This is a genomic window from Nocardia sp. XZ_19_385 (assembly GCF_015355755.1).
Taxonomy (GTDB): domain Bacteria; phylum Actinomycetota; class Actinomycetes; order Mycobacteriales; family Mycobacteriaceae; genus Nocardia.
Genome location: NZ_JACVEE010000002.1, coordinates 1057944 through 1082832, shown reverse-complemented (window position 1 = coordinate 1082832; position 24889 = coordinate 1057944). Strand labels below are relative to the sequence as shown.

At 67.5% G+C, this 24889-nt stretch carries 25 protein-coding genes and 1 tRNA gene; 13 read left to right on the top strand and 13 right to left on the bottom strand.

What is annotated here, in order from left to right; translation table 11 throughout:
• Nucleotides 1–909: 909 nt before the first annotated feature.
• On the bottom strand, nt 910–2319 hold the full coding sequence (locus IBX22_RS17715) for a hypothetical protein (protein WP_194816654.1): 1410 nt from the start codon (nt 2317–2319) through the stop codon (nt 910–912).
• Between the two features lie 137 nt (nt 2320–2456).
• On the opposite strand from IBX22_RS17715, the gene IBX22_RS17710 reads away from it, so the two are divergent.
• Nucleotides 2457–3080, top strand: a complete 624-nt coding sequence (locus tag IBX22_RS17710) for a class I SAM-dependent methyltransferase (RefSeq protein ID WP_194816653.1) — start codon at nt 2457–2459, stop codon at nt 3078–3080.
• A 1-nt stretch (nt 3081) separates the two neighbouring features.
• Here IBX22_RS17710 and IBX22_RS17705 read toward each other — a convergent pair whose 3' ends face one another.
• Nucleotides 3082–3849, bottom strand: coding sequence for an SDR family NAD(P)-dependent oxidoreductase (locus IBX22_RS17705; protein ID WP_194816652.1), 768 nt, complete (start codon nt 3847–3849; stop codon nt 3082–3084).
• 92 nt (nt 3850–3941) lie between these two features.
• Here IBX22_RS17705 and IBX22_RS17700 point away from each other — a divergent pair, with 92 nt between their 5' ends.
• The gene (locus tag IBX22_RS17700; protein ID WP_194816651.1) at nt 3942–5108 is read left to right on the top strand and encodes an NADH:flavin oxidoreductase; all 1167 of its coding nucleotides are present in this window, start codon (nt 3942–3944) and stop codon (nt 5106–5108) included.
• 5 nt (nt 5109–5113) lie between these two features.
• On the opposite strand, the gene IBX22_RS17695 is transcribed toward IBX22_RS17700, so the two are convergent.
• Together IBX22_RS17695 and IBX22_RS17690 are read right to left on the bottom strand one after the other, a co-directional pair.
• Nucleotides 5114–5602, bottom strand: coding sequence for an alpha/beta fold hydrolase (locus tag IBX22_RS17695; RefSeq protein WP_194816650.1), 489 nt, complete (start codon nt 5600–5602; stop codon nt 5114–5116).
• 231 nt (nt 5603–5833) lie between these two features.
• Nucleotides 5834–5919: transfer RNA gene (locus tag IBX22_RS17690), tRNA-Leu, on the bottom strand.
• A 238-nt stretch (nt 5920–6157) separates the two neighbouring features.
• Here IBX22_RS17690 and IBX22_RS17685 point away from each other — a divergent pair.
• The 8 genes from IBX22_RS17685 (at nt 6158) to IBX22_RS17650 (ending at nt 16700) form a co-directional block, all read left to right on the top strand.
• Nucleotides 6158–7570, top strand: coding sequence for a DUF3662 and FHA domain-containing protein (locus IBX22_RS17685; protein WP_194816649.1), 1413 nt, complete (start codon nt 6158–6160; stop codon nt 7568–7570).
• Nucleotides 7571–7780: 210 nt separating this feature from the next.
• Nucleotides 7781–8248 (top strand): FHA domain-containing protein, encoded by a 468-nt coding sequence (locus IBX22_RS17680; RefSeq protein ID WP_194816648.1) that lies wholly within the window; start codon nt 7781–7783, stop codon nt 8246–8248.
• Nucleotides 8245–9762: a PP2C family serine/threonine-protein phosphatase gene (locus IBX22_RS17675; RefSeq protein WP_194816647.1), complete on the top strand. Its 1518-nt coding sequence runs from the start codon at nt 8245–8247 to the stop codon at nt 9760–9762. Before IBX22_RS17680 ends, IBX22_RS17675 begins: the two co-directional genes overlap by 4 nt.
• The gene (locus IBX22_RS17670) at nt 9762–11234 is read left to right on the top strand and encodes an FtsW/RodA/SpoVE family cell cycle protein (protein ID WP_194816646.1); all 1473 of its coding nucleotides are present in this window, start codon (nt 9762–9764) and stop codon (nt 11232–11234) included. The genes IBX22_RS17675 and IBX22_RS17670 overlap by 1 nt, the downstream gene beginning before the upstream one ends.
• Nucleotides 11231–12715, top strand: coding sequence for a penicillin-binding protein 2 (locus IBX22_RS17665; protein WP_194816645.1), 1485 nt, complete (start codon nt 11231–11233; stop codon nt 12713–12715). Before IBX22_RS17670 ends, IBX22_RS17665 begins: the two co-directional genes overlap by 4 nt.
• Before the next feature lie 37 nt (nt 12716–12752).
• Nucleotides 12753–14264: a protein kinase gene (locus IBX22_RS17660; protein ID WP_194816644.1), complete on the top strand. Its 1512-nt coding sequence runs from the start codon at nt 12753–12755 to the stop codon at nt 14262–14264.
• The gene (pknB, locus tag IBX22_RS17655) at nt 14261–16162 is read left to right on the top strand and encodes a Stk1 family PASTA domain-containing Ser/Thr kinase (protein ID WP_194816643.1); all 1902 of its coding nucleotides are present in this window, start codon (nt 14261–14263) and stop codon (nt 16160–16162) included. The genes IBX22_RS17660 and pknB overlap by 4 nt, the downstream gene beginning before the upstream one ends.
• A 115-nt stretch (nt 16163–16277) precedes the next feature.
• Nucleotides 16278–16700: a CBS domain-containing protein gene (locus tag IBX22_RS17650; RefSeq protein ID WP_194816642.1), complete on the top strand. Its 423-nt coding sequence runs from the start codon at nt 16278–16280 to the stop codon at nt 16698–16700.
• Nucleotides 16701–16704: 4 nt separating this feature from the next.
• Here the strand turns inward: IBX22_RS17650 and IBX22_RS17645 are convergent, their stop codons facing one another.
• The 3 genes from IBX22_RS17645 to IBX22_RS17635 are packed head-to-tail and all read right to left on the bottom strand — an operon-like array spanning nt 16705 to nt 18493.
• On the bottom strand, nt 16705–17163 hold the full coding sequence (locus IBX22_RS17645) for a deaminase (protein ID WP_194816641.1): 459 nt from the start codon (nt 17161–17163) through the stop codon (nt 16705–16707).
• A gap of 14 nt (nt 17164–17177) precedes the next feature.
• On the bottom strand, nt 17178–17852 hold the full coding sequence (locus IBX22_RS17640; protein ID WP_194816640.1) for a dihydrofolate reductase family protein: 675 nt from the start codon (nt 17850–17852) through the stop codon (nt 17178–17180).
• Nucleotides 17849–18493, bottom strand: coding sequence for an aminodeoxychorismate/anthranilate synthase component II (locus IBX22_RS17635; RefSeq protein WP_194816639.1), 645 nt, complete (start codon nt 18491–18493; stop codon nt 17849–17851). The genes IBX22_RS17640 and IBX22_RS17635 overlap by 4 nt, the downstream gene beginning before the upstream one ends.
• 98 nt (nt 18494–18591) lie before the next feature.
• Here IBX22_RS17635 and crgA point away from each other — a divergent pair, with 98 nt between their 5' ends.
• A complete protein-coding gene (crgA, locus tag IBX22_RS17630; protein ID WP_194816638.1) occupies nt 18592–18855 on the top strand; it encodes a cell division protein CrgA in 264 nt (87 codons plus the stop codon).
• Between the two features lie 103 nt (nt 18856–18958).
• Entirely contained in the window at nt 18959–19402 is a 444-nt protein-coding gene (locus tag IBX22_RS17625; RefSeq protein WP_194816637.1) for a PH domain-containing protein, read from the top strand.
• A gap of 56 nt (nt 19403–19458) precedes the next feature.
• Here IBX22_RS17625 and IBX22_RS17620 read toward each other — a convergent pair whose 3' ends face one another.
• Nucleotides 19459–20349, bottom strand: coding sequence for a rhomboid family intramembrane serine protease (locus IBX22_RS17620; RefSeq protein ID WP_194816636.1), 891 nt, complete (start codon nt 20347–20349; stop codon nt 19459–19461).
• A gap of 4 nt (nt 20350–20353) precedes the next feature.
• Complete coding sequence (locus IBX22_RS17615; RefSeq protein ID WP_194816635.1) at nt 20354–20881, bottom strand: peptidylprolyl isomerase; 528 nt, start codon at nt 20879–20881, stop codon at nt 20354–20356.
• Nucleotides 20882–21002: 121 nt separating this feature from the next.
• Here IBX22_RS17615 and IBX22_RS17610 point away from each other — a divergent pair, with 121 nt between their 5' ends.
• Nucleotides 21003–21209, top strand: coding sequence for a hypothetical protein (locus IBX22_RS17610; protein ID WP_194816634.1), 207 nt, complete (start codon nt 21003–21005; stop codon nt 21207–21209).
• A gap of 21 nt (nt 21210–21230) precedes the next feature.
• On the opposite strand, the gene IBX22_RS17605 is transcribed toward IBX22_RS17610, so the two are convergent.
• From IBX22_RS17605 to IBX22_RS17590, 4 genes are all read right to left on the bottom strand, one after another.
• On the bottom strand, nt 21231–22106 hold the full coding sequence (locus IBX22_RS17605) for an ABC transporter permease (protein ID WP_194816633.1): 876 nt from the start codon (nt 22104–22106) through the stop codon (nt 21231–21233).
• Nucleotides 22103–23095, bottom strand: coding sequence for an ATP-binding cassette domain-containing protein (locus tag IBX22_RS17600; protein ID WP_194816632.1), 993 nt, complete (start codon nt 23093–23095; stop codon nt 22103–22105). Before IBX22_RS17600 ends, IBX22_RS17605 begins: the two co-directional genes overlap by 4 nt.
• Nucleotides 23073–23360: a hypothetical protein gene (locus tag IBX22_RS17595; protein WP_194816631.1), complete on the bottom strand. Its 288-nt coding sequence runs from the start codon at nt 23358–23360 to the stop codon at nt 23073–23075. Before IBX22_RS17595 ends, IBX22_RS17600 begins: the two co-directional genes overlap by 23 nt.
• Before the next feature lie 465 nt (nt 23361–23825).
• Nucleotides 23826–24749: an acyl-CoA dehydrogenase family protein gene (locus tag IBX22_RS17590; protein WP_194816630.1), complete on the bottom strand. Its 924-nt coding sequence runs from the start codon at nt 24747–24749 to the stop codon at nt 23826–23828.
• Nucleotides 24750–24889 lie beyond the last annotated feature (140 nt).

Sequence of the window (24889 nt, the reverse complement as noted above, 5' to 3'; positions counted from 1 at the left end):
GTCCTGCCAGGGGCCTTGCGAGCGGCCCTGAGCACGGAGCTTTACTGGTTACGAATATCGATAGCGCCAGCCGCACCAAACGCGACAGCCGTTGCCGGATTGATTTGCCATGCATCCGCTGCTACTCACACTCATCCACATCAGGCCTCTCGACCTGCGATTTCCGGGTTGCTAATCGAGTAGCTGGATTGCGGACGAAAGGAAAGCGACTCCAAGTTTGTTTATCGGGCAATTTGCAAGATGCGCGCCTAGGGTTTTACTTCTGGACATACTCCAGACAGCCTCAACCCAACGATAACCAGTTACAGAAATGCCGTGGCCCCGGTGCCGCGATCCAGGTCGAACAGCAGCACAACCGCTACTCCGGCCGGCAGTGTGATCTTCGCCTCAACCGAGTTTCCAGGGCCCCGCAACCGGCACGGCCAGCACCGAGACAACTCGCCTGTGGACAACCCGTCCGGAGCATCGAACGCGCGGCCCGCCGGTACGCAATCCACAGAGCGGGGCTCCACTGTGCATAGTTGCGCTGATCTCCACAGCGAGCGCGGAAACCACCCGCCACCAGCGCGGAAACGGGAGCGCGGCGCAGTTGCGCCAACGCCGTGTGCACAGCCTGCGCAGCACAGCGGCTTTCCTTCCCCAGCCCCGGCCACGTCGCCACAGCCAGCGCAAACACCGGGGACCCACAACTGTTATCCACAATTTGACCCCAGATATCCACAGGCTCGCGTACATCCGGCGAACGGCACAAACGCGACCTTTCCCGGCGCCGGCGCCGCCGCGAGATCCCCCATTTCACCGGCCGTCCGTGCCCGAGCCCCGGCACCCGCGCTCTACCAGCGCTTTCCCTGCCGGCACGGCCGAATTCCACAGGGCTGCCCCAGATATCCACAGGATGCGGGCGAAAGTTCAGCTGATGCGCAGGATTCCGGTGATCGTGCCCTGCAGCAGGCGCGCGCCGGTGGTGATCAGCGGCGAGGTCTGCAGCGGGTCATCGACGATCGTGCCCGGCAGTGGCCGATTCGAAAGCACCACGCCGGTCTCGGGATCCAGCACGGTAAACGCATAACCGTCGAGCGGTGTGGTGGTATTCAGCCCCACCCGGCTCACTGTGTAGAGATTGCCGTCGGCTGTGGATAGATGTGGCACCGCGGCACTGCGCACCGTGTTCTCCCAGACGGTGCGGCAACCGTTTTCCTCCACATCGACCCGGGTCATCCCGCCGGTGAACGGCGCGCTCGCGGGCACCGCCGGCCCCGCATCTTCCGGCACCGCGGGATACGGGTATCCGTAGGTGCTCGCCACGAACAACGACCGCCCGATCCCGATCGGCGAATTCTCGCTGCCCGCACCGCCCTTGGTGAGCACCGGCTGCGAACACACCAGCTCGCCGCTGCCGGAGCGGTACACCAGTGCACGCACCTGGCTGTCGGCGTTGTCGACGATGGTCAGATAATCGGCTCCGGTGACCGGCCCGAAATAGGTAGGCGTCGAACCGGTCCCCCAGCTGAGCTGACCCGGTTTCCGCGCCGCGCCCCGTTCATAGGCAGCGCGCCACAGGATTTCGGGTCGTGCGCTCGCATCGGCACGCAGCTCGTAGAGCGCATGGGTAGTAGCCACGCCGACCCGGCCGCTCGGCGCGGCCGAAATACTGTTTGCCACTTGCTCACCCGCGGGCAGCCCGATGGTTGCTGCCGCACCGGATGGCGTAACCAGACCGACTACACCCTTACCGGTCGCAAACCACACATTCCCGGACCAATCGGGCACCAGCCCGGTCACGTTGTCGCCCACCGGAATTACCCCGGACAGATCAGTGGAGTTGTCCACAGTCAGGCGCCAGTGCCCGGATTCCCGGGAATGCCCGATTCGCAACAGTTTTCGGTCGCCATCCACCGCCACCAGACGATCGCTGTTGTCCAGATACGCGTAAACCCCGCCGAGCAGACTGCCTTTCGCCAATTCCAGCGAGGCGAGCGAGGTCCCGATCGGACTGTTGTTCGCCGGATCGAGCAGGTGCACGGTCGGATGCTGTCCGACGATCGCGGTGCACAGTGCCACCACCAATCCGTCGACCCCTTGCAACAACGTCGGGCAGGCCAAAGCCAGCGGGTACGCGGCCACCGAAATATGCCCCGGCCCCGGCCCGGCCAGCGGCGTCGCGTCCGAGGACCCCGCGTCCCCATGCATCGTCGACGTGCCCACCGGTCCGAGATGCGGATTCGGCGGCGCCAGCGGCCCCCACCCGGCGGCCTGCGCCGTACCGGTCGGCGCGAGCGCCAGCGCACAGGCGGCGAGCAGGATAAGGGGGGAACGCATGGCGATCAGCTTTCGAGGTCGAGTCGTAGACATCCGTGCCGATCCAACCCGACCGGCGCCTGCCGCAACAGTATTTGAACCATTGCCAGTTCAATTCGTCCAAGCCCGCCGTGCCGCAGCTCCCTACGATGGGCGACATGCCTGGTGTTCGCGCGAAAGTCCTGTCCACCCTCGCCGGTCAGCTCGGCAATCCCCACGGCGTGCTGGGTAAGGGGGTCGCCTTCATCCTCAACCGCGGAAACCGGGGCCTCATCGAAGCCGCAGCCGGCGCGGCCACCGGCGCGACCGTCGCCGATATCGGTTTCGGCGGCGGTGTGGGGCTCGAGCTCCTGCTCGCCCGCGACGGCACGACCGTGCACGGCGTCGAAATCTCCCCGGACATGCTGGCCCGGGCACGTTCGAGTTTCGCGCGCGAAATCGGCGCGGGCCGCCTGCGACTCAGCGAAGGATCGATGACCGCCCTGCCGTTCGACGACGACAGCCTGGACGCGGCCATTACCGTCAACACCATCTATTTCGTGCCGGACCTGGACGCGGCCTGCGCGGAACTCGCCCGTGCCGTGCGCCCCGGCGGCAAGCTGGTGATCGGCATCGGCGACCCCGAGGCGATGACGAAAATGCCGTTCACCGCTTACGGATTCACCCTCCGGCCGGTCGCCGAGGTGAGCGCCGCACTGGAACGCGCGGGCTGCGCCGTCGAACACCGGCAGCTCCCGGGCCGCCCGATTCCCACGCATCTGCTGATCGCCACACCGAAGTGAGCTACATGGCCGCTCCGCCGTCGACGCGGATCTCGCAGCCGGTCATGTAGCGGCCGTCGTCGGAGGCGACCATGGCGACCACGCCGGCGATGTCGTCCGGGCTGCCGAGCGCGCCGCCGTTGAGCCAGCCGGTCAAGCGGGCGAACAGTTTCCAGTCGGCGCCGTCGGGCTGATCCAGGATCGACTTGGTGGTGATCCCGCTGGTGATGCCGGCGGGCAGGATGTTCACCGCGCGCAGGCCCTGCTTGGCGTACTCCAGCGCGATGGCGTGGGTGAAGGCGTTGACGCCGCCCTTGGACGCCGCGTACGCCGCGAGGTAGGGCGCGGCGTTGGTGGCCGCGGTGGAAGACAGATTGACCACGCAGCTGTTCCCGGAATCCAGCAGCGCGGGCAGCGCGGCCTGGGTCATCAGGAAGGTGCCGGTCAGGTTGATGCTGATGACCTGGTTCCAGGCGTCCAGCGGCATCTCGTGCGTGCGCGCGGGTTTGAGGATGCCGGCCGCGTTCACCAGAACGTCGAGGCCGCCGAGGAATTCGAGACCCTCGGCGACGCCCGCGGTGACCGAGGCCGGGTCCGCGATGTTCACCCGCACGGTCCGCAGCCGCTCGGTCGCGTCGCCCGCCTTGTCCGCGGTGGCCTGCAAGCCCGCCTCGTCGATGTCGGCGGCGATCAGCTGGGCCCCTTCGTCGAGTAGGCGCAGGGCGATGCCCTGTCCGATTCCCGACCCCGCTCCGGTCACCAGCACTCGACGGCCCTCATATCTGCGCATGCCCCAAACTAGAACAGGTTCTTACGAGGAAGCAACGGTTTACGACGCCGAATTCCCCGGCGGGCGAGTGCAACACGTTCTACTGTGACTGCATGTCGCCTGATCCGTTCGGCCCCGCCATGCTCGGACCGGTCCACCTGCGCAACCGGATCATCAAAGCGGCGACTTTCGAGGGCCGCACCCCGGACGCGTTGGTGACCGACGAACTCATCGAATTCCACCGCAGGGTCGCGGCGGGCGGAGCGGCCATGACTACCGTCGCCTACTGCGCGGTCGCTCCCGAAGGACGCACCGACCGGCACCAGATCTGGATGCGCCCGGACGCGGTGCCGGGCCTGCAAAAGCTCACCGACGCGGTGCATTCCGAAGGCGCCGCCGTCTCCGCCCAGATCGGACATGCGGGCCCGGTCGCGAACGCGGCCTCCAATCGGCTACCCGCCCTCGCGCCGGGCCGCCAGTTCAATCCGCTCGGCATGCGATTCACCCACGCCGCCACCGAAACCGATCTGCGCCGCGTCATCGACGCGCACGCCGGCGCCGCCCGGCTGGCGGTGCGGGCCGGATTCGACGCCGTCGAACTGCATTTCGGCCACAACTACCTGCTCAGCTCGTTCCTGAGCCCGCTGGAGAACAAGCGCACCGACAGCTACGGCGGCAGCCTGGAAAACCGCGCCCGCCTGGTCCGCCAGACCGCCGACGCGGTGCGCCGCGAAGTCGGCGACTCGATCGCGGTACTCGCCAAGTTCAATATGGACGACGGCGTGCGCGGCGGCTTCCGCGGCGAGGAGAGCCGGACCGTGGCGCGGTGGCTGGAGGCCGACGGCAACCTGGACGCCCTCGAACTCACCGTCGGCAGTTCGCTGCGCAACCCGATGTACCTGTTCCGCGGCGACGTACCGCTGCGTGAGTTCGCCGCGCAGTTCCCGCCGCTGCAGCGCTGGGGCATCCGCGTCGCCGGCCGAAAGTTCCTGCGCACCTACCCCTACCGCGAGGCCTACCTCCTCGAGAAGGCGATGGACTTCCGCGCCGCCCTGAACCTCCCCCTGATCCTGCTCGGCGGCATCGCCTCCCGCACCGCCATCGACGCCGCCATGACCAGCGGTTTCGAATTCGTCGCCATGGCCCGAGCCCTGCTCTACGACCCGAACCTGATCAACCAGCTACGCGCCGAAGACCAGACCGTCTCCCCCTGTACCCACTGCAACCGCTGCATGCCCACCATCTACGAGGGCACCCGCTGCGTACTCACCGCCGGATGAGCGGATCAGCCAGGCAGTTCGGCGGGTAACTCGTCGAGGAACTTCCGGATGACCGGATCCGTCAGTTCGGGATTGGTCCAGGTACACATATGAGTGACGCCGTCAGCGGTGATCGTCTCGAGCCGGGTCTCCCCGCCGAGCTGGCCCCGCAGCGCGGACATCACGTCCTCGGTGAGCACTTGATCCCCGAACCCCCGCATGAGCAGAGCCGGCGCGGTGATTTCGGGCACATGCGACTCGATGCTCTGACGGTCGATCAAGCAGCGCACAGCAAGCCGCCAGCGGGCCCGATCGCCCCCAACCCATTCCCGCACCCACGGTTCCCGATGACGCTCCGGGTCCCCACCAACCTGCGCCGCCGCGATCGACGAACACAACGACTCCAGCGCCCCTGTCCCCTCGACCCACTGCCCCATCAGGACGTTCTCGAACCCCGCTTTCTGCGCGGGGTTGTAAGCAGCAGCCGTGGTGCCGATCAGGATGAGCCCACGCACTCGACCCTAACAGGAACGCGTTCTAGTTACCGCCCCACAAACGCCACGCCCGATCTCACTCCACAACCAAAACGAGACCAAATGCGCACATCCAGGACCACAGTCGGAGGGGTGGTTGTGGGGGGTCCGGGGGGCGAAGCCCCTCCGGCTGGGGTGTGGGGGCTCGGCCCCCACAAGTCACCAAACGAAAAAGGCCCATGCTCTCCATGAGCATGGGCCTTCGACGTTTGGTGGTGGGCGAAGGGGGACTTGAACCCCCACGTCCCGAAGGACACTGGCACCTGAAGCCAGCGCGTCTGCCATTCCGCCACTCGCCCGAGCGACTGGAAGAACTTATCACGGGTGCGTCTCGGAAACGAAATCGCCTGTTCAGCGATATCGTTGATGACTCCTGGGGGCGGTGGGAACCAGCCAGAGTTTCCAGGAGTTACAGGTGTGGACGATCGTGGATATCATGCAATGAACGTGGTCGACACACGACACGCCATGTGTGCGTGTCGTTGTTATGAAATGGGCAATGACTCGGGGAAGACGTTCGACGAAGGGAGGCCGGGGATGGGCATCGTTTCGCGATTCGAAGCTCGACTGCGCGGCACCGTTGACGATGTCTTCGCCCGCGCCTTCGGTGGCAATGTCGTGCCCAAGGAGGTGGAGGCGGCGCTGCAGCGCGAAGCCTCCGAGCACATCGAGGATGTGGGCGGCGGACATCTGCTGGCGCCGAACGATTATGTGATCACCATCAACTCCTCCGATCACGGCAAACTCGACGCCGATCACACACTCACGACCCGTGCGTTCGCCAAACATCTCCAGGACTACATCCGCGATCAGGGGTGGCAGACCTACGGCGAAGTACACGTAGCGTTCGAGGCATCACCTACGCTGCACACCGGACAGTTCAGGGCACGCGGCCGGGTCGATCCCGACGCCGGCAGCGGAGCTACACCAGCTCAACGCCCGGAACCCTCGCCACAACGACCTGCAAACCCGCAACCAGGAGCTGGCCCCATGACGCAGAACTCTGGCTACGACCCGAGCCGTGAGCCCGCGGAGTCCGATCCACGCAATCGCGGGTACGCACCGCCGCCGGCGGGGCGGCCCAACCCGCCCAACGGCGCCTATCGCGAGGAGTACCGCGCACCCTACGAGGCCGGCGCGGACAACTATCGCGCGCCCGAGGGCCAGCAGGGTTACAGCGATTATCAGAACGGCTACGACTACCAGCAGCAGGGCGGCCAGCCGGCCGGCTACCAGGCTCCGGGTGGTTATCAGGCGCCGGGCGGTTATGAGGAGCCCGGCTACGGCCAGGGCGCTCCCGGTTACGGCCAGCAAGGTTATGGCGAACAGGGTTACGGCCAGCAGCCGGCCGGTTACCAGGAGCCCGGTTACGGCCAGGGCGGCGCCGGTTACGGCCAGCAGCCGGGCTACGGCCAGGCCGACTACGGGCAGGCGCCCGCCTACGGCGAGCCGGGCTATGCGGAGCCGGCCTACGGCCAGCCCGGATACGGCCAGCAGCAGGGCTATGGCCAGCCGGGATACGCCGAACCCGGTTACGGCGAACAGGGTTACGCCGAGGAGCAGGGCGGCTACGGCCAGGCCTACTCGCAGCAGGCCGGTTACGGCGCCCAGCCCGGCTATTCCGCGCCCGCCCCGTATTCCGGTGCGGCCCCGGCGGGTTCGGGCTATTCGGCCACCCTGCAGCTGGATGACGGCAGCGGCCGCACCTACCAGCTACGGGAGGGCAGCAACATCATCGGCCGCGGCCAGGACGCGCATTTCCGCCTGCCCGACACCGGTGTTTCGCGCCGCCACATCGAGGTCCGCTGGGACGGCCAGACCGCGATGCTCTCGGATCTGGGCTCCACCAACGGAACCCTGGTCAACGGCTCGCCGGTGCAGGATTGGCAGCTCGCCGACGGCGATGTCATCCGCGCCGGGCATTCCGAGATCCTGATCCGAATCGTCTGATCCCGTAAGCTCGCGTCCAGATCACGACATGACGTGTGCGAACAGCGGTTCTGCGGTCGTATCGTGATCGAAATCGACTGACGGCCCTATGATGCTGCCTACGCGCGGCACCGTCATGGGACCGGGCAAGACCAGCAGGCCGGGTGGGGGCGAATCAGCACCTACGCGGCGGCACCGACAGACACACGGTCGAACAGGAGGTGGAACGCCGTGCAGGGATTGATCCTGCAGTTGACCCGTGCGGGGTTCCTTTTGCTGTTATGGCTGTTCGTATGGGCGGTCCTGCGGACCTTGCGCAGCGACATCTACGCGGCCTCCGGCATCCGGATCCAGCCCAGGGCCGCACGCGGTTCCGCGGTGCTGCCTTCCTTCAGCCGCGGCCAGAAGGGCGCCAAATATCTTGTGGTGACTCAAGGTTCACTCGCCGGCACGCGCATCACGCTCGGCACCCAACCGGTGCTGATCGGGCGCGCGGATGATTCCACGCTGGTACTCACCGATGATTACGCCTCCACCCGGCATGCGCGACTTTCCCCGCGTGGTGACGACTGGTACGTCGAAGACCTCGGCTCGACCAATGGCACCTATCTCGACCGCGGGAAAGTCACCACCGCCGTCCGTGTTCCGCTCGGCACCCCGGTTCGTGTCGGCAAGACAGTGATCGAGCTCCGATCGTGACACTTGTTCTCCGCTACGCAGCGCGCAGCGACCGCGGCCTCGTGCGAGGCAACAACGAGGATTCCGTGTACGCGGGCGCCCGGTTGCTCGCGCTGGCCGATGGCATGGGCGGCCATGCCGCCGGTGAAGTCGCCTCCCAGTTGATGATTGCCGCGCTGGCTCATCTCGACGACGACGAGCCCGGCACCGACTTGCTCGGCAAGCTCGACCACGCGATCCACGAGGGCAATGCCGCGATCGCCGATCAGGTCGAGGAGGAGCCCGAACTCGACGGCATGGGCACCACGCTCACCGCGATCCTGTTCGCCGGCAACAAGCTCGGTCTCGCCCATATCGGCGATTCCCGGGCCTACCTGTTGCGCGGTGGCGAGCTGGCCCAGATCACCAGAGACGACACGTTCGTGCAGTCGCTGGTGGACGAGGGCCGGATCACCCCGGAGCAGGCGCACACCCATCCCCAGCGTTCGCTGATCATGCGCGCGCTCACCGGCAACGAGATCGAGCCGACGCTGATCATGCGGGAGGCCCGCCCGGGCGACCGCTATCTGCTGTGCTCCGACGGCCTCTCCGATGTGGTGAGCGATGAGACCATCGCGAACACCCTGCGCGAGGGCAGCACCGACGAATGCGCCGACCGGCTCATCGAATTGGCGCTGCGCAGCGGCGGCCCGGACAACGTCACCGTGGTCGTCGCCGACGTCATCGATCTCGATTACGGGCAGAGTCATCCGATCGTGGCGGGCGCCGCCTCCGGTCAGGACGAGGACACGCCCCCGCCGAACACCGCGGCCGGCCGGGCCGCCGCGATGCGCCCCCCGCGGGCCGCGCCGCCACGCCGGGCCAGCGCAACTCCGGAACCGGAGCCGCCGGCGAGATCGCACAAGCTCCGCTGGATCCTGCTGTCGCTGGGCCTGGTGCTCGCGGTCGGCGTCGGCCTGCTGGTCGGCTACAAGATGGTGCGCAACAACTATTACGTGGCCGCCGACGGCGGCAAAGTGGTGATTCTGCGCGGACTTCCGGGTTCGGTGCTCGGCTATTCGATCCACGAGGTCGACACCATCGGCTGTGTGAGCAAGAACGGTGAGCTCACCATTCTGAAGACGGGCACCACGCTGCCCGCCGGGTGCCGCGCGCTCGAGGTCGAGGATCTCACCCAGACCGGACGCAATCAGGTCAACCAGGGTCTGCCGCCGGGTTCGCTCAACGATGCCGAAAGCCAGATGCGGCGCTTGGCCTCCCAGCAGCTGCTGCCGGTGTGCACGCCCAAGGAATCGGTGCCGCAGCCCGGTGTCGTGCCGCCGACCTCCACCGAGCCGGCCCCGCCCGCGGACGCTCCGACCACCACGCCGAACCCGGTCGCGACCACCACCGCCCCGGCGCCCCCGGCCGAACCGACTCCTGGGGAGACCCGGGGTACCGACATCAAGACACCGACGAAGGTGGACCCCACCGCGCCGACGTCCACGTCGGCGACCCCCCAGACGCCGGGGGAGAACTGCCGGGTGACGGACTGATGTCCGCACCGTCACCGCCGTCCGCTGGGGCCTATCCCAGTCCGCCAGGCGGCTTCGCGCCCGCGCCGCCGCCGTCCACCCGGCGCAACGTGGAACTGCTGCTGCTGGCGTTCGCGGCCTTGCTGACGACGGTGTCGCTGTTTCTGGTGGAAGCCAGCCAGGAGCAGTCGGTCTCCTGGGATATCGCCAAGTACGGCGCGGCCTACCTGGGTTTGTTCGGGGTGGCCCATCTCGCGGTGCGCCGGTTCGCGCCGTTCGCCGACCCGTTGCTGCTGCCGATTGTGGCGGTGCTCAACGGGATCGGGCTGGTGCTGATCCATCGCCTGGATCTCGGCGCGGCACAGAACGCCCGCTACAACTCGTGGACGGTCCCCTCCCCCGATGCCAGCCCGCAGATCATGTGGACCGCGCTCGGCACCATCGGGTTCATCGCGGTGCTCGCTATCCTGCGCGATTACCGCACGCTGGCCCGCTACAGCTACACCCTCGGGCTGATCGGCCTTGTCGCCCTGATGATTCCGGCGCTGCTGCCCAGCGCGTACTCGGAGACCAACGGCGCCAAGATCTGGATCCGGTTGCCCGGCTTCAGCGTTCAGCCCGGTGAGTTCTCCAAGATCCTGCTGATCATCTTCTTCGCCTCGGTGCTGGTGGCCAAGCGCGATCTGTTCACCACCGCCGGGCGGCACATGCTGGGCATGGAGTTCCCGCGCGCCCGCGACCTCGGGCCGATCCTCGCGGTGTGGATCGTGTGCATCGGCGTGCTGGTCCTGGAAAAGGACCTCGGCACCTCACTGTTGATCTTCTCCACCGTGCTGGTCATGCTCTACATCGCCACCGAGCGGGTGGGCTGGCTGGTCATCGGCGGCGGGCTGCTCGCCATCGGATTCGTCTTCGCCTACAACGCCTTCGGTCACGTCCGGGTGCGCGTGCACACCTGGCTGGATCCGTTCTCGGACTACAACAACACCGGCTACCAGATCTCGCAGTCGATGTTCGGCCTGGCCACCGGCGGTCTGGCGGGCACCGGCCTGGGCAACGGCCGGCCCAACCAGGTGCCCTTCGCCAAGACCGACTTCATCGTCACCACCATCGGTGAGGAGCTCGGCCTGATCGGGCTGACCGCGGTGCTGGTGCTGTTCCTGGTGTTCATCGTGCGCGGCCTGCGCACCGCCCTGGCCGTGCGCGACAGCTTCGGCAAGCTGCTCGCCGCCGGGCTGGCGTTCACCATGGCGATCCAGCTGTTCGTGGTGGTCGGCGGTGTCACCAAACTGATTCCGCTGACCGGTCTCACCACGCCGTTCATGTCCTACGGCGGCTCCTCGCTGCTGGCCAACTATCTGCTGCTGGCCCTGCTGATCAAGATCTCGGACGCGGCCCGCGCACCGGCGCCGGCCCGGAAGAAAGAACCCGCGGCGCCCCTCGCCGATGCCCCGACCGAGCTGTTCCGCAAGGATGCGAGGCCGCAGGAATGAACACTCCCCTACGGCGGGTCGCCGTCGCGGTCATGCTAATGATCGTCGCGCTGCTGATCAACGCCACCTACGTGCAGGTCTCCATCGGCCCCTTCGGGAAGGCCGACAGCCTGCGCCACGATCCGCGCAACTCCCGGGTGCTGCTCGACGAGTACTCGCGCCAGCGCGGCCAGATCTCCGCGAGCGGCACCGTCATGGCCAGTTCGGTCGCCACCGACGACCGCTACAAGTACCTGCGCACCTACCCGACCGAGCCGGCCGCCTACGCCCCGGTCACCGGCTTCTACTCGATGCAGTACGGCAGCAACGGGCTGGAGAAGGCCGAGGATTCGGTGCTCAACGGCTCCGACAGCCAGCTGTTCGGGCGCCGGCTCATCGACATGATCTCCGGCCGCGACCCGCGCGGCGCGAACGTGCTCACCACGCTCAACCCGACGATGCAGCAGGTGGCCTACGACCAGCTGACCGCCAAGGGCTATACCGGTTCGGTCGTCGCGATCGAGCCCAGCACCGGCAAGATCCTCACCATGGTCTCCACGCCCAGCTACGACCCGAACCTGCTGTCCGGGCACGACGGCGCGCGCGGCACCCAGGCGTGGGAGGAACTGAGCCGGGACAAGTCCAAGCCGATGCTCAACCGCGCTGTCTCCCAGACCTATCCGCCCGGGTCCACCTTCAAGGTGGTGACCACCGCGGCCGCGTTGCAGGACGGCATCGCGACCCCGGAGGACCAGTTCACCGCCGCCAATCAGATCGAACTGCCCGGCACGAAAACCACGCTGGAGAACTACAACGGCTCGCACTGCGGCAGCGGCAGCACCGCCTCGCTGTACGACGCGTTCCGGTTGTCCTGCAACACCGCCTTCGCCGAACTCAGCCAGAAGATCGGCGCATCCAACCTCAAGGACGCCGCCGCCGCGTTCGGCGTCGGCCCGAGCCGCGGCATCCCGATCCCGGTCGCCGAATCCACCGTGGGTTCGATTCCCGACAACGCGGCGCTGGCGCAGAGCAGCATCGGGCAGCGCGACGTGGCCCTGACTCCGCTGGAGAACGCGGTCATCGCCGCCACCGTCGCCAACGGCGGCGTCCGGATGGAGCCATACCTGGTCGATTCGCTGCAGGCTCCGGACCTCAGCGAGTTGTCCAAGACCAAGCCGGTCTCGGTCGGCCAGGCCGTGAGCGCCCCGGTCGCCTCCCAGCTGACCAGCATGATGATCGCTTCGGAGCAGAACACCGCGGGCGGTCAGCAGAACCGCGGCTACACCATCGCGTCCAAGACCGGAACCGCCGAGCACGGCGAGAATCCGCGCAATACGCCGCCCCACGCCTGGTACATCGCCTTCGCCCCGGCGCAGAACCCGACCATCGCCATCGCGGTGATCGTGGAGAACGGCGGCGACCGGGCGCTGGCCGCCACCGGCGGTTCCGTGGCCGCGCCGATCGCGAGGGCCGTGCTGGACGCCGGTCTGCGAGGGGGCTGAACGATATGACTGTGCGAGTGAATGTACGGAGTCCCCGATGCTGAACAACGGCGCGCTGATCGCCGACCGCTACCGCCTGCAACGGCTCATCGCCACGGGCGGAATGGGTCAGGTCTGGGAGGCTCTCGACACCCGCCTGGATCGCCGGGTCGCGGTGAAGGTGCTCAAGGCGGAGTTCTCCGCCGATCCCACCTTCCGGCACCGGTTCCGCACCGAGGCCAAAACCACCGCCCTGCTGAACGCTGCCGGCATCGCGGGGATCTACGACTACGGCGAGACCTACGACCCGTCCGCGGGTGAAACCGCCTACCTGGTCATGGAATTGGTCCAGGGCGAGCCGCTGAACACGGTGCTGAACCGGCTCGGCCGGCTCTCGGTGGTGCAGGGCCTGGACATGCTGGAGCAGACCGGGCGCGCGCTCGAGGTGGCCCATGCCGCCGGCGTGGTGCACCGGGATGTGAAGCCGGGCAACATTCTCGTGACGCCGACCGGTCAGGTGAAGATCACCGACTTCGGTATCGCCAAGGCCGTGGACGCCTCACCGGTCACCAAGACCGGCATGGTGATGGGCACCGCCCAGTACATCGCGCCGGAGCAGGCCGTCGGCGAGGACGCGACCTCCTCCAGTGACGTGTACTCGCTCGGCGTGGTCGGCTACGAGGCGCTGGCGGGTCAGCGCCCGTTCACCGGCGACGGCGCGATCACCGTGGCGATGAAGCATGTCCGGGATGATCCGCCGCCGATGCCGTCGGACTTACCGCCGAACGTGCGTGAGCTCATCGAGATCACCATGCGCAAAGACCCGAAGCAGCGCTATGCCAGCGGCGGCGAGTTCGCCGACGCGGTGGCCGCGGTGCGTGCGGGTCATCGCCCGCCGGAGCCGAAGGGCGCGGCCGCCACGGGGACCGGTCCGTTCACCGAGGGCGCCACCCGGGTGCTGCCGCCCGGCCCGACGGTGATCCTGCCCGCGCCACAGCAGGACGGCCCGACCGTGCCCTACAACGGCGCCGCCGCAAGCACTTACGGTGCGCCGGCGACGGCGATGAACCCGGGCAGCACGGCCACCCCGCCGCCCAAGCCCGCCGGTCTCACCAATACCCAGAAGTGGCTCATCGGCCTCGGCATCGGCGCGCTCCTGCTCGGCGGCGCCGCCGCCTGGCTGGCGTTCGGCGGCGACACCAATCCGCAGCCGGATCGTCCCGTCGTGACCACCACGCTGGTCCCGCCGACCACGACCAAGCCGCCGGTCACCACGACGACGCGGCCGGCTCCGCCCCCGCCGCCGGTTACCACCACGGCGCCGCCGCCGACCACCACGGTGCCGCCGACTACCACGACCGAACCGCCGACGACCACCACGGAACCGCCGACGACCACCACCAAACCGCCGACGACGACGCCGGTCCCGAGCACCACGAAGACGGGCAAGACGACCACCGACCGGCCCCCGTACTTCCCCACCCTCGACTTACCATTTCCGGATAGCCCCGGTGCTCGAGGCCCCTCCTCCACTCGTAGCGTGCCTACTCCTTCACAAGGACAACAATGACGACCCCGAAGAATCTCGGTTCTCGCTACGAGCTCGGCGAGATCATCGGATTCGGCGGTATGTCCGAGGTTCACAAGGCCCGTGACCTGCGGCTGAGCCGCGATGTCGCGATCAAGGTCTTGCGTGCGGACCTCGCGCGTGACCCCACGTTCTATCTGCGTTTCAAGCGCGAGGCGCAGAACGCGGCCGCACTGAACCATCCGGCCATCGTCGCGGTGTACGACACCGGCGAGGCCGAGGTGGACGGCGGCCCGCTGCCCTACATCGTGATGGAGTACGTCGACGGCGACACCCTGCGCGATATCGTGCGCGGCAAGGGCCCGCTGCCGCCGCGCCGCGCGATGGAGGTCGTCGCCGACGTCTGTGCCGCACTGGATTTCAGCCACAAGGCCGGAATCGTGCACCGCGATATGAAGCCCGCCAACATCATGATCAACCGCGCGGGCGCGGTGAAGGTGATGGACTTCGGCATCGCGCGCGCCCTCGCCGACAGCTCCAACCCGATGACCCAGACCGCGGCCGTAATCGGTACCGCGCAATATCTTTCGCCCGAGCAGGCCCGCGGTGAAACCGTGGACGCGCGCTCGGACGTGTACTCCGTCGGCTGTGTGCTCTTCGAAATCCTCACCGGCGAACCGCCTTTCACCGGTGACTCGCCGGTCGCGGTGGCCTACCAGCATGTCCGCGAGGATCCGCGGCTGCCCTCGCACGTCTACGCCGGCGTCCCGCGCGAGCTCGACTCGGTGATCCTCAAGGCGATGAGCAAGAACCCGGCCAACCGGTATCAGACCGCGGCCGAGATGCGCGCCGACCTGATCCGGGTGCTCGGTGGGCAGAAGCCCAGCGCGCCGATGGTGATGACCGACGAAGACCGCACCACCGTCTTCGACTCCGATGAGCCTTCCTCGCGCGGCTACCGCATGGTGGAGCGCCGGGACGACACCGCCGAGCAGGAGGCCACCGATCCCGGCGGCCCCCGGCGCACCTGGCTCGCGGTGGGCGTCGCGGCCGCGGTGGCGGTGGCGTTCGCCCTGTTCTGGGTGCTGATCGGCCCGGGCAGCCGGCCGGATCAGGTTGCCATTCCGGATCTTTCGAACAAATCGCAGTCCCAGGCCAAGGATGCGCTGCAGAAGCTCGGCTTCAACGTCGCGGTGGAGCAGAAGCCGGACGGCAAGATCGCCCAGGGCAATGTGATCGCCACCCAGCCGCTGGGTGGTTCCCGCATCGACAAGGGCAGCACCGTCACCCTGGTGGTTTCCACGGGGCCGCAGCAGGTGCCGGTGCCCCGGCTGGACGGGATGACGCAGCAGCAGGCCGAGCAGGTGCTCAATTCGCAAGGCCTGCGCATGGATCCGAACGTGCAGCGCAAGCCGTCCAGTCAGCAGGAGAAGGACAAGGTCATCGGCACCGAACCCTCGGCGGGTTCCAAGGTCGATCTCGACGAGGCCATCATCGTCACCCTCGGCGACGGGCCGGAGAAGGTGCGGGTGCCCTCGGTCGTCGGCCAGGACATCAGCTTGGCCCAGCCGAACCTGGAGGGCAGCGCCGGTTTCACGGTCAGCATCGAAGAGGTCCCGTCGTCCAAGCCGAAGGGTGAGGTGCTTTCGACCAGCCCGTCCGGCGGCACCCAGGCCGATAAGGGCTCCAAGGTGACCGTGCAGGTGTCCAGTGGCGAGATCACCATGCCCAGCGTGACCGGCATGACGCCGTCCCAGGCCGTGGAGGTGCTGCGCTCGAAGGGCTGGACCGGCAGCGCGAGCCAGATCGTCCAGCAGCCGCAGGGCACCTTCGACACGGGCAGCGTGGGACGCATCCTCGGACAATCTCCGGCAACCGGCGCTCCACTGTCCAAGACCGCCACAATCACCATCTCAGTCGGCGTTCTCGGCCCGCCGTGACACTTCCGCTCTGGGCGTACAGCTACTTTCTGGAAAACTCAGACTCCACACAGTGACCCGCTGGAGAATGGGGCTGCTCATCCGAATGCGTCAACCGCAACCAGGAGGTAGCCCCATGACCACTGCCCGCGACATCATGCGTCCCGGCGCGCACTGGATCTCCATGGACGACACCGTCGGCAAAGCCGCGCGGCTCATGGCCGAACTCGGCGTCGGATGCCTGATCGTCTCCGACGACAACGAGCGCATGCGCGGCATCATCACCGACCGCGACATCGTCGTGAAGTGCGTCGCCCAGGGCAAGTCCCCCGGCGCCACCAAGGCCGCCGACCTCTGCGAGGCCACCCCGCGCTGGGTTCCCGCCGACGCCGACGTCGAGGAGGTGCTCGACGAAATGGAAGGCCACCGCGTCAAACGCGTACCGGTGATCGACGAGGACAAGCGGCTCGTCGGCATGATCAGCGAAGCCGACCTGGCCAAGCACCTGGACGACAATCAGCTCGGCGAATGGGTCAACTCCATCTACGGCCGCCCATAGACCATTACGACAGGTCGAGGTGCCGGTTCATCGCCATCGCCTCGTCCGCGAGATCGGCCAACTCGAGCACTTCGACGCCGTGCTGCCGGAGGTTCTCCACACCCACACAGTTCGTCACAAATGTCGTCGGCTCCCGCCACGCGATGACCACCCGCGGAATCCCCGCGCGCAGAATCCGTTCCGTGCACGGCGCGCGCCCCGCGCTCGCCCGCTGCGAACAGGGTTCCAGCGTGCTGTAGATCGTCGCGCGCCCCAGCCGCGCGTCCTCGTCGCCCAACTTGTCGAGCGCCGACTCTTCGGCATGTACCTTCTCGTCGGTCTCCCGGGAGAACCCCGTCGCGATCTCCACCCCATCCGCGACGACCACCGCTCCCACCGAGAACGCCGTCGCACTCGGCGGGCACTCGCGCGCGAGTTCGATTGCCCTGCGCATGAACTGGTGATCGGTATCGTCAGCGGTCATCGGGTGGGGTCTCCTCAGGCGGGGCGGGTGTAGCGCAGCACGGCCATGTCTCCGACCTGCGCGACATCCGCCAACCGCAAACGGCGGTGTGGCCCACCGGGATAGGCAGCGGGTCCGGCGAAGCGTGGCGCGGCCGGGTCGCCGACCAGGATGGGGGCGACGGCGAGATGCAGTTCGTCGGCCAGGTCGGCGGCGAGGAACTCGGTATGGATGCGGGTGCCGCCCTCGACCATCAGCTGGGTGGTGCCGCGCTTGCCGAGATCGGCCAGCAGGGCGGCGAAGTCGACGACCGCGCCGAGGCTGACCACTTCGGCCAGCCCGGACAGCTGCTTGCCGATCCGGGCGACGCCGGCGTCGGTCGTGTAGACGAGCTTGTCGCCGCCGTGGTGCCAGAAGCGCCAGGCCGGATCCAAATCACCGCTCGCCGTGACGGTCACCTTCAGCGGGTACTCCGGCTTGCCCGCGGCGCTGCGGGCGGCGCGGCGTTCGGCACTGTTCACCAGGAGGCGGGGGTTGTCGCGGCGCAGGGTTTCCGCGCCGACCAGGATCGCGTCGGACTCGGCGCGGACCTGATCGACGCGGTCGAAATCCGCGGTGTCCGACAGTTTCAAGCGGTCCGGACTCGCGTCGTCGATGTAGCCGTCGAGGCTGACCGCTACCGAGAGCACCACATGGGGGCGCAGGGTCACTGCGTCACCAGCGCAGCGACCTCCGATTCGAGCATTTCGACCAGGCCCTCGGCGGGGCGTTCGCCGCACACCTCGAGCCAGTTCGCGAGCATGCGGTGGCCGCCTTGGGTGAGGACGGACTCGGGGTGGAACTGGACGCCGTGGATCGGCAGGTCGCGGTGGCGCACGGCCATCACGATGCCGGATTCGGTGCGGCCGGTGACCTCGATCTCGGCCGGGAGGGTGTCCTCGGGGACCGTCAGCGAGTGGTAGCGAGTGGCGGTGAAGGGGTCGGGCAGGCCCGCCAGCACGCCCTTGCCGCTGTGGAACACCAGCGAGGTCTTACCGTGCAGCAGCTCCGGTGCGCGCGTGACGGTGGCGCCGAACGCCTCACCGATCGCCTGATGGCCCAGACACACGCCGAGCAGCGGGGTCGCGGACTTCGCACAGGCATGCACCAGCGGAATGCTGGCGCCCGCACGGTCCGGCGAACCGGGGCCGGGGCTGATCAGAATGCCGTCGAAATCGGCGACTACGGCGTCCAAGTCGGCGAGCTGTGCGTCGTCGTTGCGCCAGACCACGGCCTCGGCTCCGAGCTGGCCCAGGTACTGCACCAGGTTGAAGACGAAGCTGTCGTAGTTGTCGACGACGAGTACGCGCATGCAGACGAGGTTACGTGGGATAGCCTAGAGACACACCGGAGGGCGTCCCAGCCGCGCCCGGATCGGTCCCCGACCTGCACGCCGAACACGAGGACGTCATGCCGAAGTCGAAGGTCCGTAAGAAGACCGACTACACGATCAACCCCGCCAGCCGGACTCCGGTCAAAATCAAGGGCGGCCCGTCGCCCGTCTGGTACGTGGCGATCATGCTGGGCTTCATGGTGGCCGGGCTGCTGTGGCTGCTGGTGTACTACCTGGCGGCCGAGAAGATCACCTGGATGAACGATCTCAACGCCTGGAACTTCCTGATCGGTTTCGGCCTCATGGTGGTCGGCCTGATCATGACCATGCGCTGGCGCTGACCCGCTCGAGCGTGAAGTCTGCCCGAATTAACCGGATAACAGACATGTCATTCATCCCCACCTGTGGATAAAGGTGGGGACAACTCGAGGAACGATTGGGGAAATGCGCACCGATTCCGCCCTGACCTGGTCCACTCGGACCCCCATGCTGGTCGCGGTCACGGTCGGCGGTGTCATCCTCACCGGCGCGGCCGTGCTCAGCACTGACGGCGCCAGCCGCCTGCTGATCGGCCTCGCCGCCACCGGCCTGCTGGGGTTCGCGCTGCTCGGCTACCGGCAGCGGCCGCGGCTCACCATCATCCCGGGGTCCGAACCCCGCCTGGTGGTGCGCTCCCTGACCGGCCCGTCCGAGTACTCCCGCGACCAGATCATCCGCGCCCGCATCGTGAGCTACCGCCGCCTCGGCCGCAAGAATCCGATGCTCGAGATCGATGTCGACGACAACGGCACCGAACGGCTGCTCATCTTCGGCCGCTGGGATCTCGGCACCAACCCGGAAGACGTGTTCGACACCCTTGTCGAACACGGCCTCGCCAGCCTCGCCTGACTCTCACCCTGGTGAATCGCCAACGTTTCACGTGAAGCAAGACAAGGCGGGACAGCTCAGGTCAGCGTGATCGCCCGGACCGCGATGATCACCAGCGAAATCAGCCCGATCGCGGCAATGCTCGCCCAGCCGATGCTGCGCGCCGCCTCCTGCGATTTCGCGCCGAGCCGCTCGGGCAGATACAGCAGGCCGAACGCGGCCAGCGTGCCCGCGACCAGCCCACCGAGGTGCCCCGCGATCGACAGGTGCGGGATCGAGAAGCTGATGAACAGGTTGATGCCGATCAGGATGAACATCTGATTCGCGTTCTGCCGCAAGCGCAGCAGCAGCACCGTGATCGCGCCGAACAGGCCGTACACCGCGCCCGACGCACCGGCCGTCGCCTCGAGTGGCCCCTGGAAGACCATGCAGGCCGCGGCGCCGGCGATCATCGAGACCAGGTAGATCGCGAGATAGCGCAGCCGGCCGAGCGGCGGCTCCAGCGTGCGGCCGATGATCCACAGCGCGAACATATTCAGCGCCAGGTGGATCGGGCCGTAGTGCAGGAAGCCCGAGCCGATCACCCGAATCCAGTCACCGTTGGACACCGCTGCGGGGACCAGCACCCAGTCGTAGAACAGGCGCGAGGTGAAGAAGTTCGTCCCGCCCTGAGCGTTGTCGACCAGGTTCTTGGACTGCCAGGCGGTGATCGCGTAGATCGCCACGTTCAGGACGATCAGCGCGTAGGTCACGTAGGGCGCGGCCGTCTTGCCGGCCACCGCGCCCGCGACGGTCCGGACCTGCCGAGTCCCGCGCTGGCCCTCGCGCACACAGTCGACGCAGTGCTGTCCGACCGAGGCGGGTCGCAGGCATTCGGGACAAGCAGGACGCCCGCAGCGGGTGCACGCCAATCCGGTAGGGCGATCAGGGTGGCGGACGCACGTCGGTGCGGGCGGCTGCGGGTTCATAGCATCATTCGATCGTGATCTTGGAAATCACGACCGGCTCCTTCGGGCGGTCGTTGCGATCGGTCGGGGTGTTCGCGATGGAGTCGACGACCTTGCGGGAATCCGGGTCGATGACCTCACCGAAGATGGTGTGCTTGCGGTTCAGGTGCGACTGCGGGCTCACGGTGATGAAGAACTGGGAGCCGTTGGTGCCCGGGCCCGCGTTCGCCATCGCCAGCAGGTAGCCGCGGTCGAACCGCAACTCCGGGTGGAACTCGTCGCCGAATTCGAAGCCGGGGCCGCCGCGACCGGTGCCGGTCGGGTCGCCGCCCTGGATCATGAATCCGTCCATCACCCGGTGGAAGATCGCGCCGTCGTAGAACGGGCCGGTGCTGCCACCACTCGCGTTCTGCGTGGTGTACTGCGCCGAACCATCCGCGAGGCCAAGGAAGTTCCGCACAGTCTTCGGCGCGTGGTTGCCGAATAGCGCGATCTTGATGTCGCCGTGATTGGTATGCAGCGTCGCGCTCGCAGTCTGAATCGGTGAGGTCACGTCGTCATGCTAGCCGCGGGCGGACCGCTCGCACCCGAAGTGGGTTACCGACGCGTCGCATCACACAGTAGGACCACCTGGGCTTACTGCGGGATCTCGCTGGTTGTGCCAAAGTGGTCGAATGACCTTGGGGCGCCAGCTTGTATCCGCACGTTCTCGTAACCGCCTCGTTGCCGCGGTCGCCGTCGCGCTGGCCGGAGCCGTCGCCTGGTTGCTGCGCAGCCGGCGGCCGCAGCCGCCCGCGGTGGCTCCGGAGCCGCCGCGGATCGGCTACTCGCGCAATGGTTCTCCGCAGCCCGTCAGCGTCGACGGTCGCGGCGAGGCCTAGGCTCAGGCCTCGCCGCAGCCTTCAGCGGCTGACGGTGCGCTTGTACTGACGCAGCGACAGCGGCACGAAGATCAGCAGAATGACCACCACCCAGATCAGCGTGGTCGCGACCGGATGCCGCATCGACCACACATCCGGCGGCGGCATCGCCGGATTGGTGTTGCCGAACAGATCGCGGGCCGCCTGAGTCAGGGCCGAGACGGGATTCCATTCCGCGAACACCCGCAGCACGGTCGGCAGATTCTGCATCGGAACGAAGGTGTTGGCCAGGAAGGTCAGCGGGAACATCACCATGAAGCTGGCGTTGTTGAAGACCTCCGGCGCGCGGACCAGCAGGCCGACCACGGCCATCATCCAGGACACCGCGTAGGCGAACAGCAGCAGCAGGATGTAGGCCAGCACGGCGTCCACCAGCGAGCCGCGGATGCGCCAGCCGACCAGATAGCCGGTCACCGACATCACGAACAGGCTGACCACGTTGATCACGACATCGCTGATCGTGCGGCCGAACAGCACCGCGGCCGGAGCCATCGGCAGCGACCGGAACCGGTCGATGATGCCCTTCTGCATGTCCTCGGCCAGGCCCGCGCCGGTGAACGAGGCGCCGAACACCACGGTCTGGGCGAAGATGCCCGCGATGAGGAATTCGCGGTAGCCGCCCTCCATGCCGGGCACGCTGATCGCGTTGCCGAAGACGTAGGCGAACAGCAGCACGAACATGATCGGCGACATGGTCGAGAAGATCAGCACGTCGGGCACGCGCCTGATCTTGATGACATTGCGCTTGGCGATGGTCAGGCTGTCACTGACGAGATAGGACAGGCGCTCGCCCAGCCCGGCCCGCTCCGGCTCGGCGAAGGTGGTGCCGGACGCGGCGTCTTTACGGAGCTCGGTCATCGGACGCTCCCTTCGGTCTCGAGCTGGGTGCCGGTGCCGTTGACGTAATCCTCGGCTTCGTGCCCGGTGAGCGTCAGGAAGACGTCGTCGAGCGACGGGCGCCGCAGCCCGACATCGTTGATGTGCACGTCGTTGGACCCCAGCAACCCGATCGCGTCGACCAGCGCCTGCGATCCGTTGCTGACCGGGACGGTGATCCGGCGCAGCCCAGGCTCGATGTGGATCTCGCCGTCCGCCAAGCTCTTCAGCACCTGCTCGGCGATCCCCAGTTTCGCGGGATCGGTGACGGTGAGTTCGATACGGTCGCCACCGACCAGTGTCTTGAGCTCGTCGGCGGTGCCGCGCGCGATCACCTTGCCGTGGTCGATCACCGCGATGGAATCGGCCAGCCGATCGGCCTCGTCCATGTACTGGGTGGTGAGCAGCAGCGTGGTGCCGCCCGCCACCAGCTCTTCGATGACATCCCACAGATCGAGCCGGGCGCGCGGATCCAGACCCGTGGTGGGCTCGTCCAGGAACAGCACCGGCGGATTGGCGACGAGCGCGCCGGCCAGGTCGAGCCGGCGGCGCATACCGCCGGAATACCCCTTGACCGGGCGGTCGGCCGCATCGCTGAGCCGGAACCGGTCCAGCAGCTCGCGCGCGCGGTCCTTACTGGCCTGCACGCCCATGTGATAGAGCCGGCCGACCATTTCGAGGTTCTCGAAGCCCGTCAGGTACTCGTCGACGGCGGCGTACTGGCCCGACGTCCCGATCCGGGAACGCAGCGCCTGGGGATTGCGCAGGACGTCGATACCGGCGACGGTGGCGCTGCCCTCATCCGGGATGAGCAGGGTGGTGAACACACGGACCGTGGTGGTCTTGCCCGCGCCGTTGGGGCCGAGCAACGCGGTGACGGTGCCTTCGGGCACCGAGAGATCGAGTCCATCGAGGGCGACCAACTGGCCGTAACGCTTGACCAGACCCTCAGCGACTATTGCGTCGGGCATGACTCTCCTGAGATTTGTAGGTTTCGCGAATGGGCCGATCGATACCCGAGTCAGTATTGCCCTGCGCACCGACAATTTCATCCCTTTTGCCGGGTGCGCCGGTCGCGACGGAGACGTCGAAGGCCGCATCCCGGTCCGGGCGGTGCTCGGGGGTACCGGAACGGAATGCGGCCGATTCAATCGTCGCGCGCGCCACCCCCGTGGGTCGTGCGTAGGCGGCTACCCGTTTCCACGGGAGCCGGTACTCGAGTTCCGAGCGAATCATGTGGCGATCCTCGCACCGGGGTCCGACAAGTTCGGGTAGTCGACATGCCCGAGGCCCCGAGGACACGCGACAAATACGACAGAATCCGGACGAACACGCCAGGCCCAATCCCCCTGTGCGACAGGCAGCGACCGGTCTGCATGTTTCGCCGAAACCGTCAGAGTTCCAGCTGAACGCTGGTTCCGAACCGGTAATTTCCTGAAAGACAACGGTTTTGGCAAACAATCAGCCGATACCGTACCGGCGCCGGTCAACCCGGCCGCCGCACCTCGGCGAACCCGTCGGCATACCCAGGTAAGCCAACCCCAAAAAATCTACGAAAGTGGCGTTCCCCACGCACACACAAAGGCAAATCATCGCGTAGGATCATTCTCGTCGGCCCCTCCCCCCCGGGCCGACCCTACGCGGGCCTCGGCTAACTCCCCCCCTTCGCCGAGGCCCGCTCCCCATTTCCGGGGTAGGTTTCTACCCCATTTCCGCCACGCCAACGCGCCGCCAAGCCGCGGCCAGCCGCTGCGCTCGCACCCGTCCGGCCGTCGCCAGCAGCGGACGATCCCGTTCCCACCGCTCGCGGGTCACCGCGTCGGCCTGCTGCCACAACGGATCCGATTCCGCGAGCAGGCGATCGAACTCCTCGAAGATCCCACCCAGCGCGATATGCACGCCGGGGGAAGCGGGCGCGTCCAGATCCAGGCCCCGCACCATCGCCACCATCGCGAGCAAACGCTGCAGCGTCGAGGGCGACCAGCGCGCCTGCCGGCCCACCCGCACCAGCCACCCCAGCGTCGCCGCGAGCACGTGCACGTCCTCGACCGTCCGGAACGGCTTCAGGAAATCCGCGTACCCATCCCCCGGCAGCAACCGCGCCGCCGCGTCGTCGAAAACCACTGTCGCGTGCGGGATTTCCGGCGCCATCGGCAGCGGCGGCCGGTTCGTCACCGTCACCCCGGGCTGTCCGGCGGCGACCAGCGCCGCGCGCAGCCGAGGCCGGCCATCCACCACTTCCCCGGTACCGGCGATCACCACCAGCTCCCGCGCGTGCTCCCCCATCGTCGTGAACGTCTTGGTACCGCGCACCACCCAGCCACCCTCGGCGGGCACGATCGCGGTCCGGATCGCCGACGGATGCGCCCCGCCCTCCTCGGTCGCCGATACCGCGATCAGGTCCGCCCCCGCCACCTCCGGCAACAGCTTCCGCAAGGCTTCCTGATAGCCGGACAGGAACGCGAAACCCAGCCGGTCCGCCGCGAATCCGCCCGCGACCGCGCGGTCCACCGGAGAGCGGAACGCCCGCGCGACCGCGGTGTGCCGAGCCCACGCCTGTTCGAGATCGGCAGGCGCGGCCTCGGCGATCGGTTCGGTCAGCAGATACTCGAGCACATCGTTCACTCCTGCACGGTATCCCGCGCACCGCCTACGACCTTGCCGAGGCGGCTGCGGTGTGAGCTGCGGCAAATAGCTGGAAACCATCGGCGCTCCCTCCGGGATTCTCGCTTCCCATGGGTGAAACTGGGGCATTGTCCCCAGCC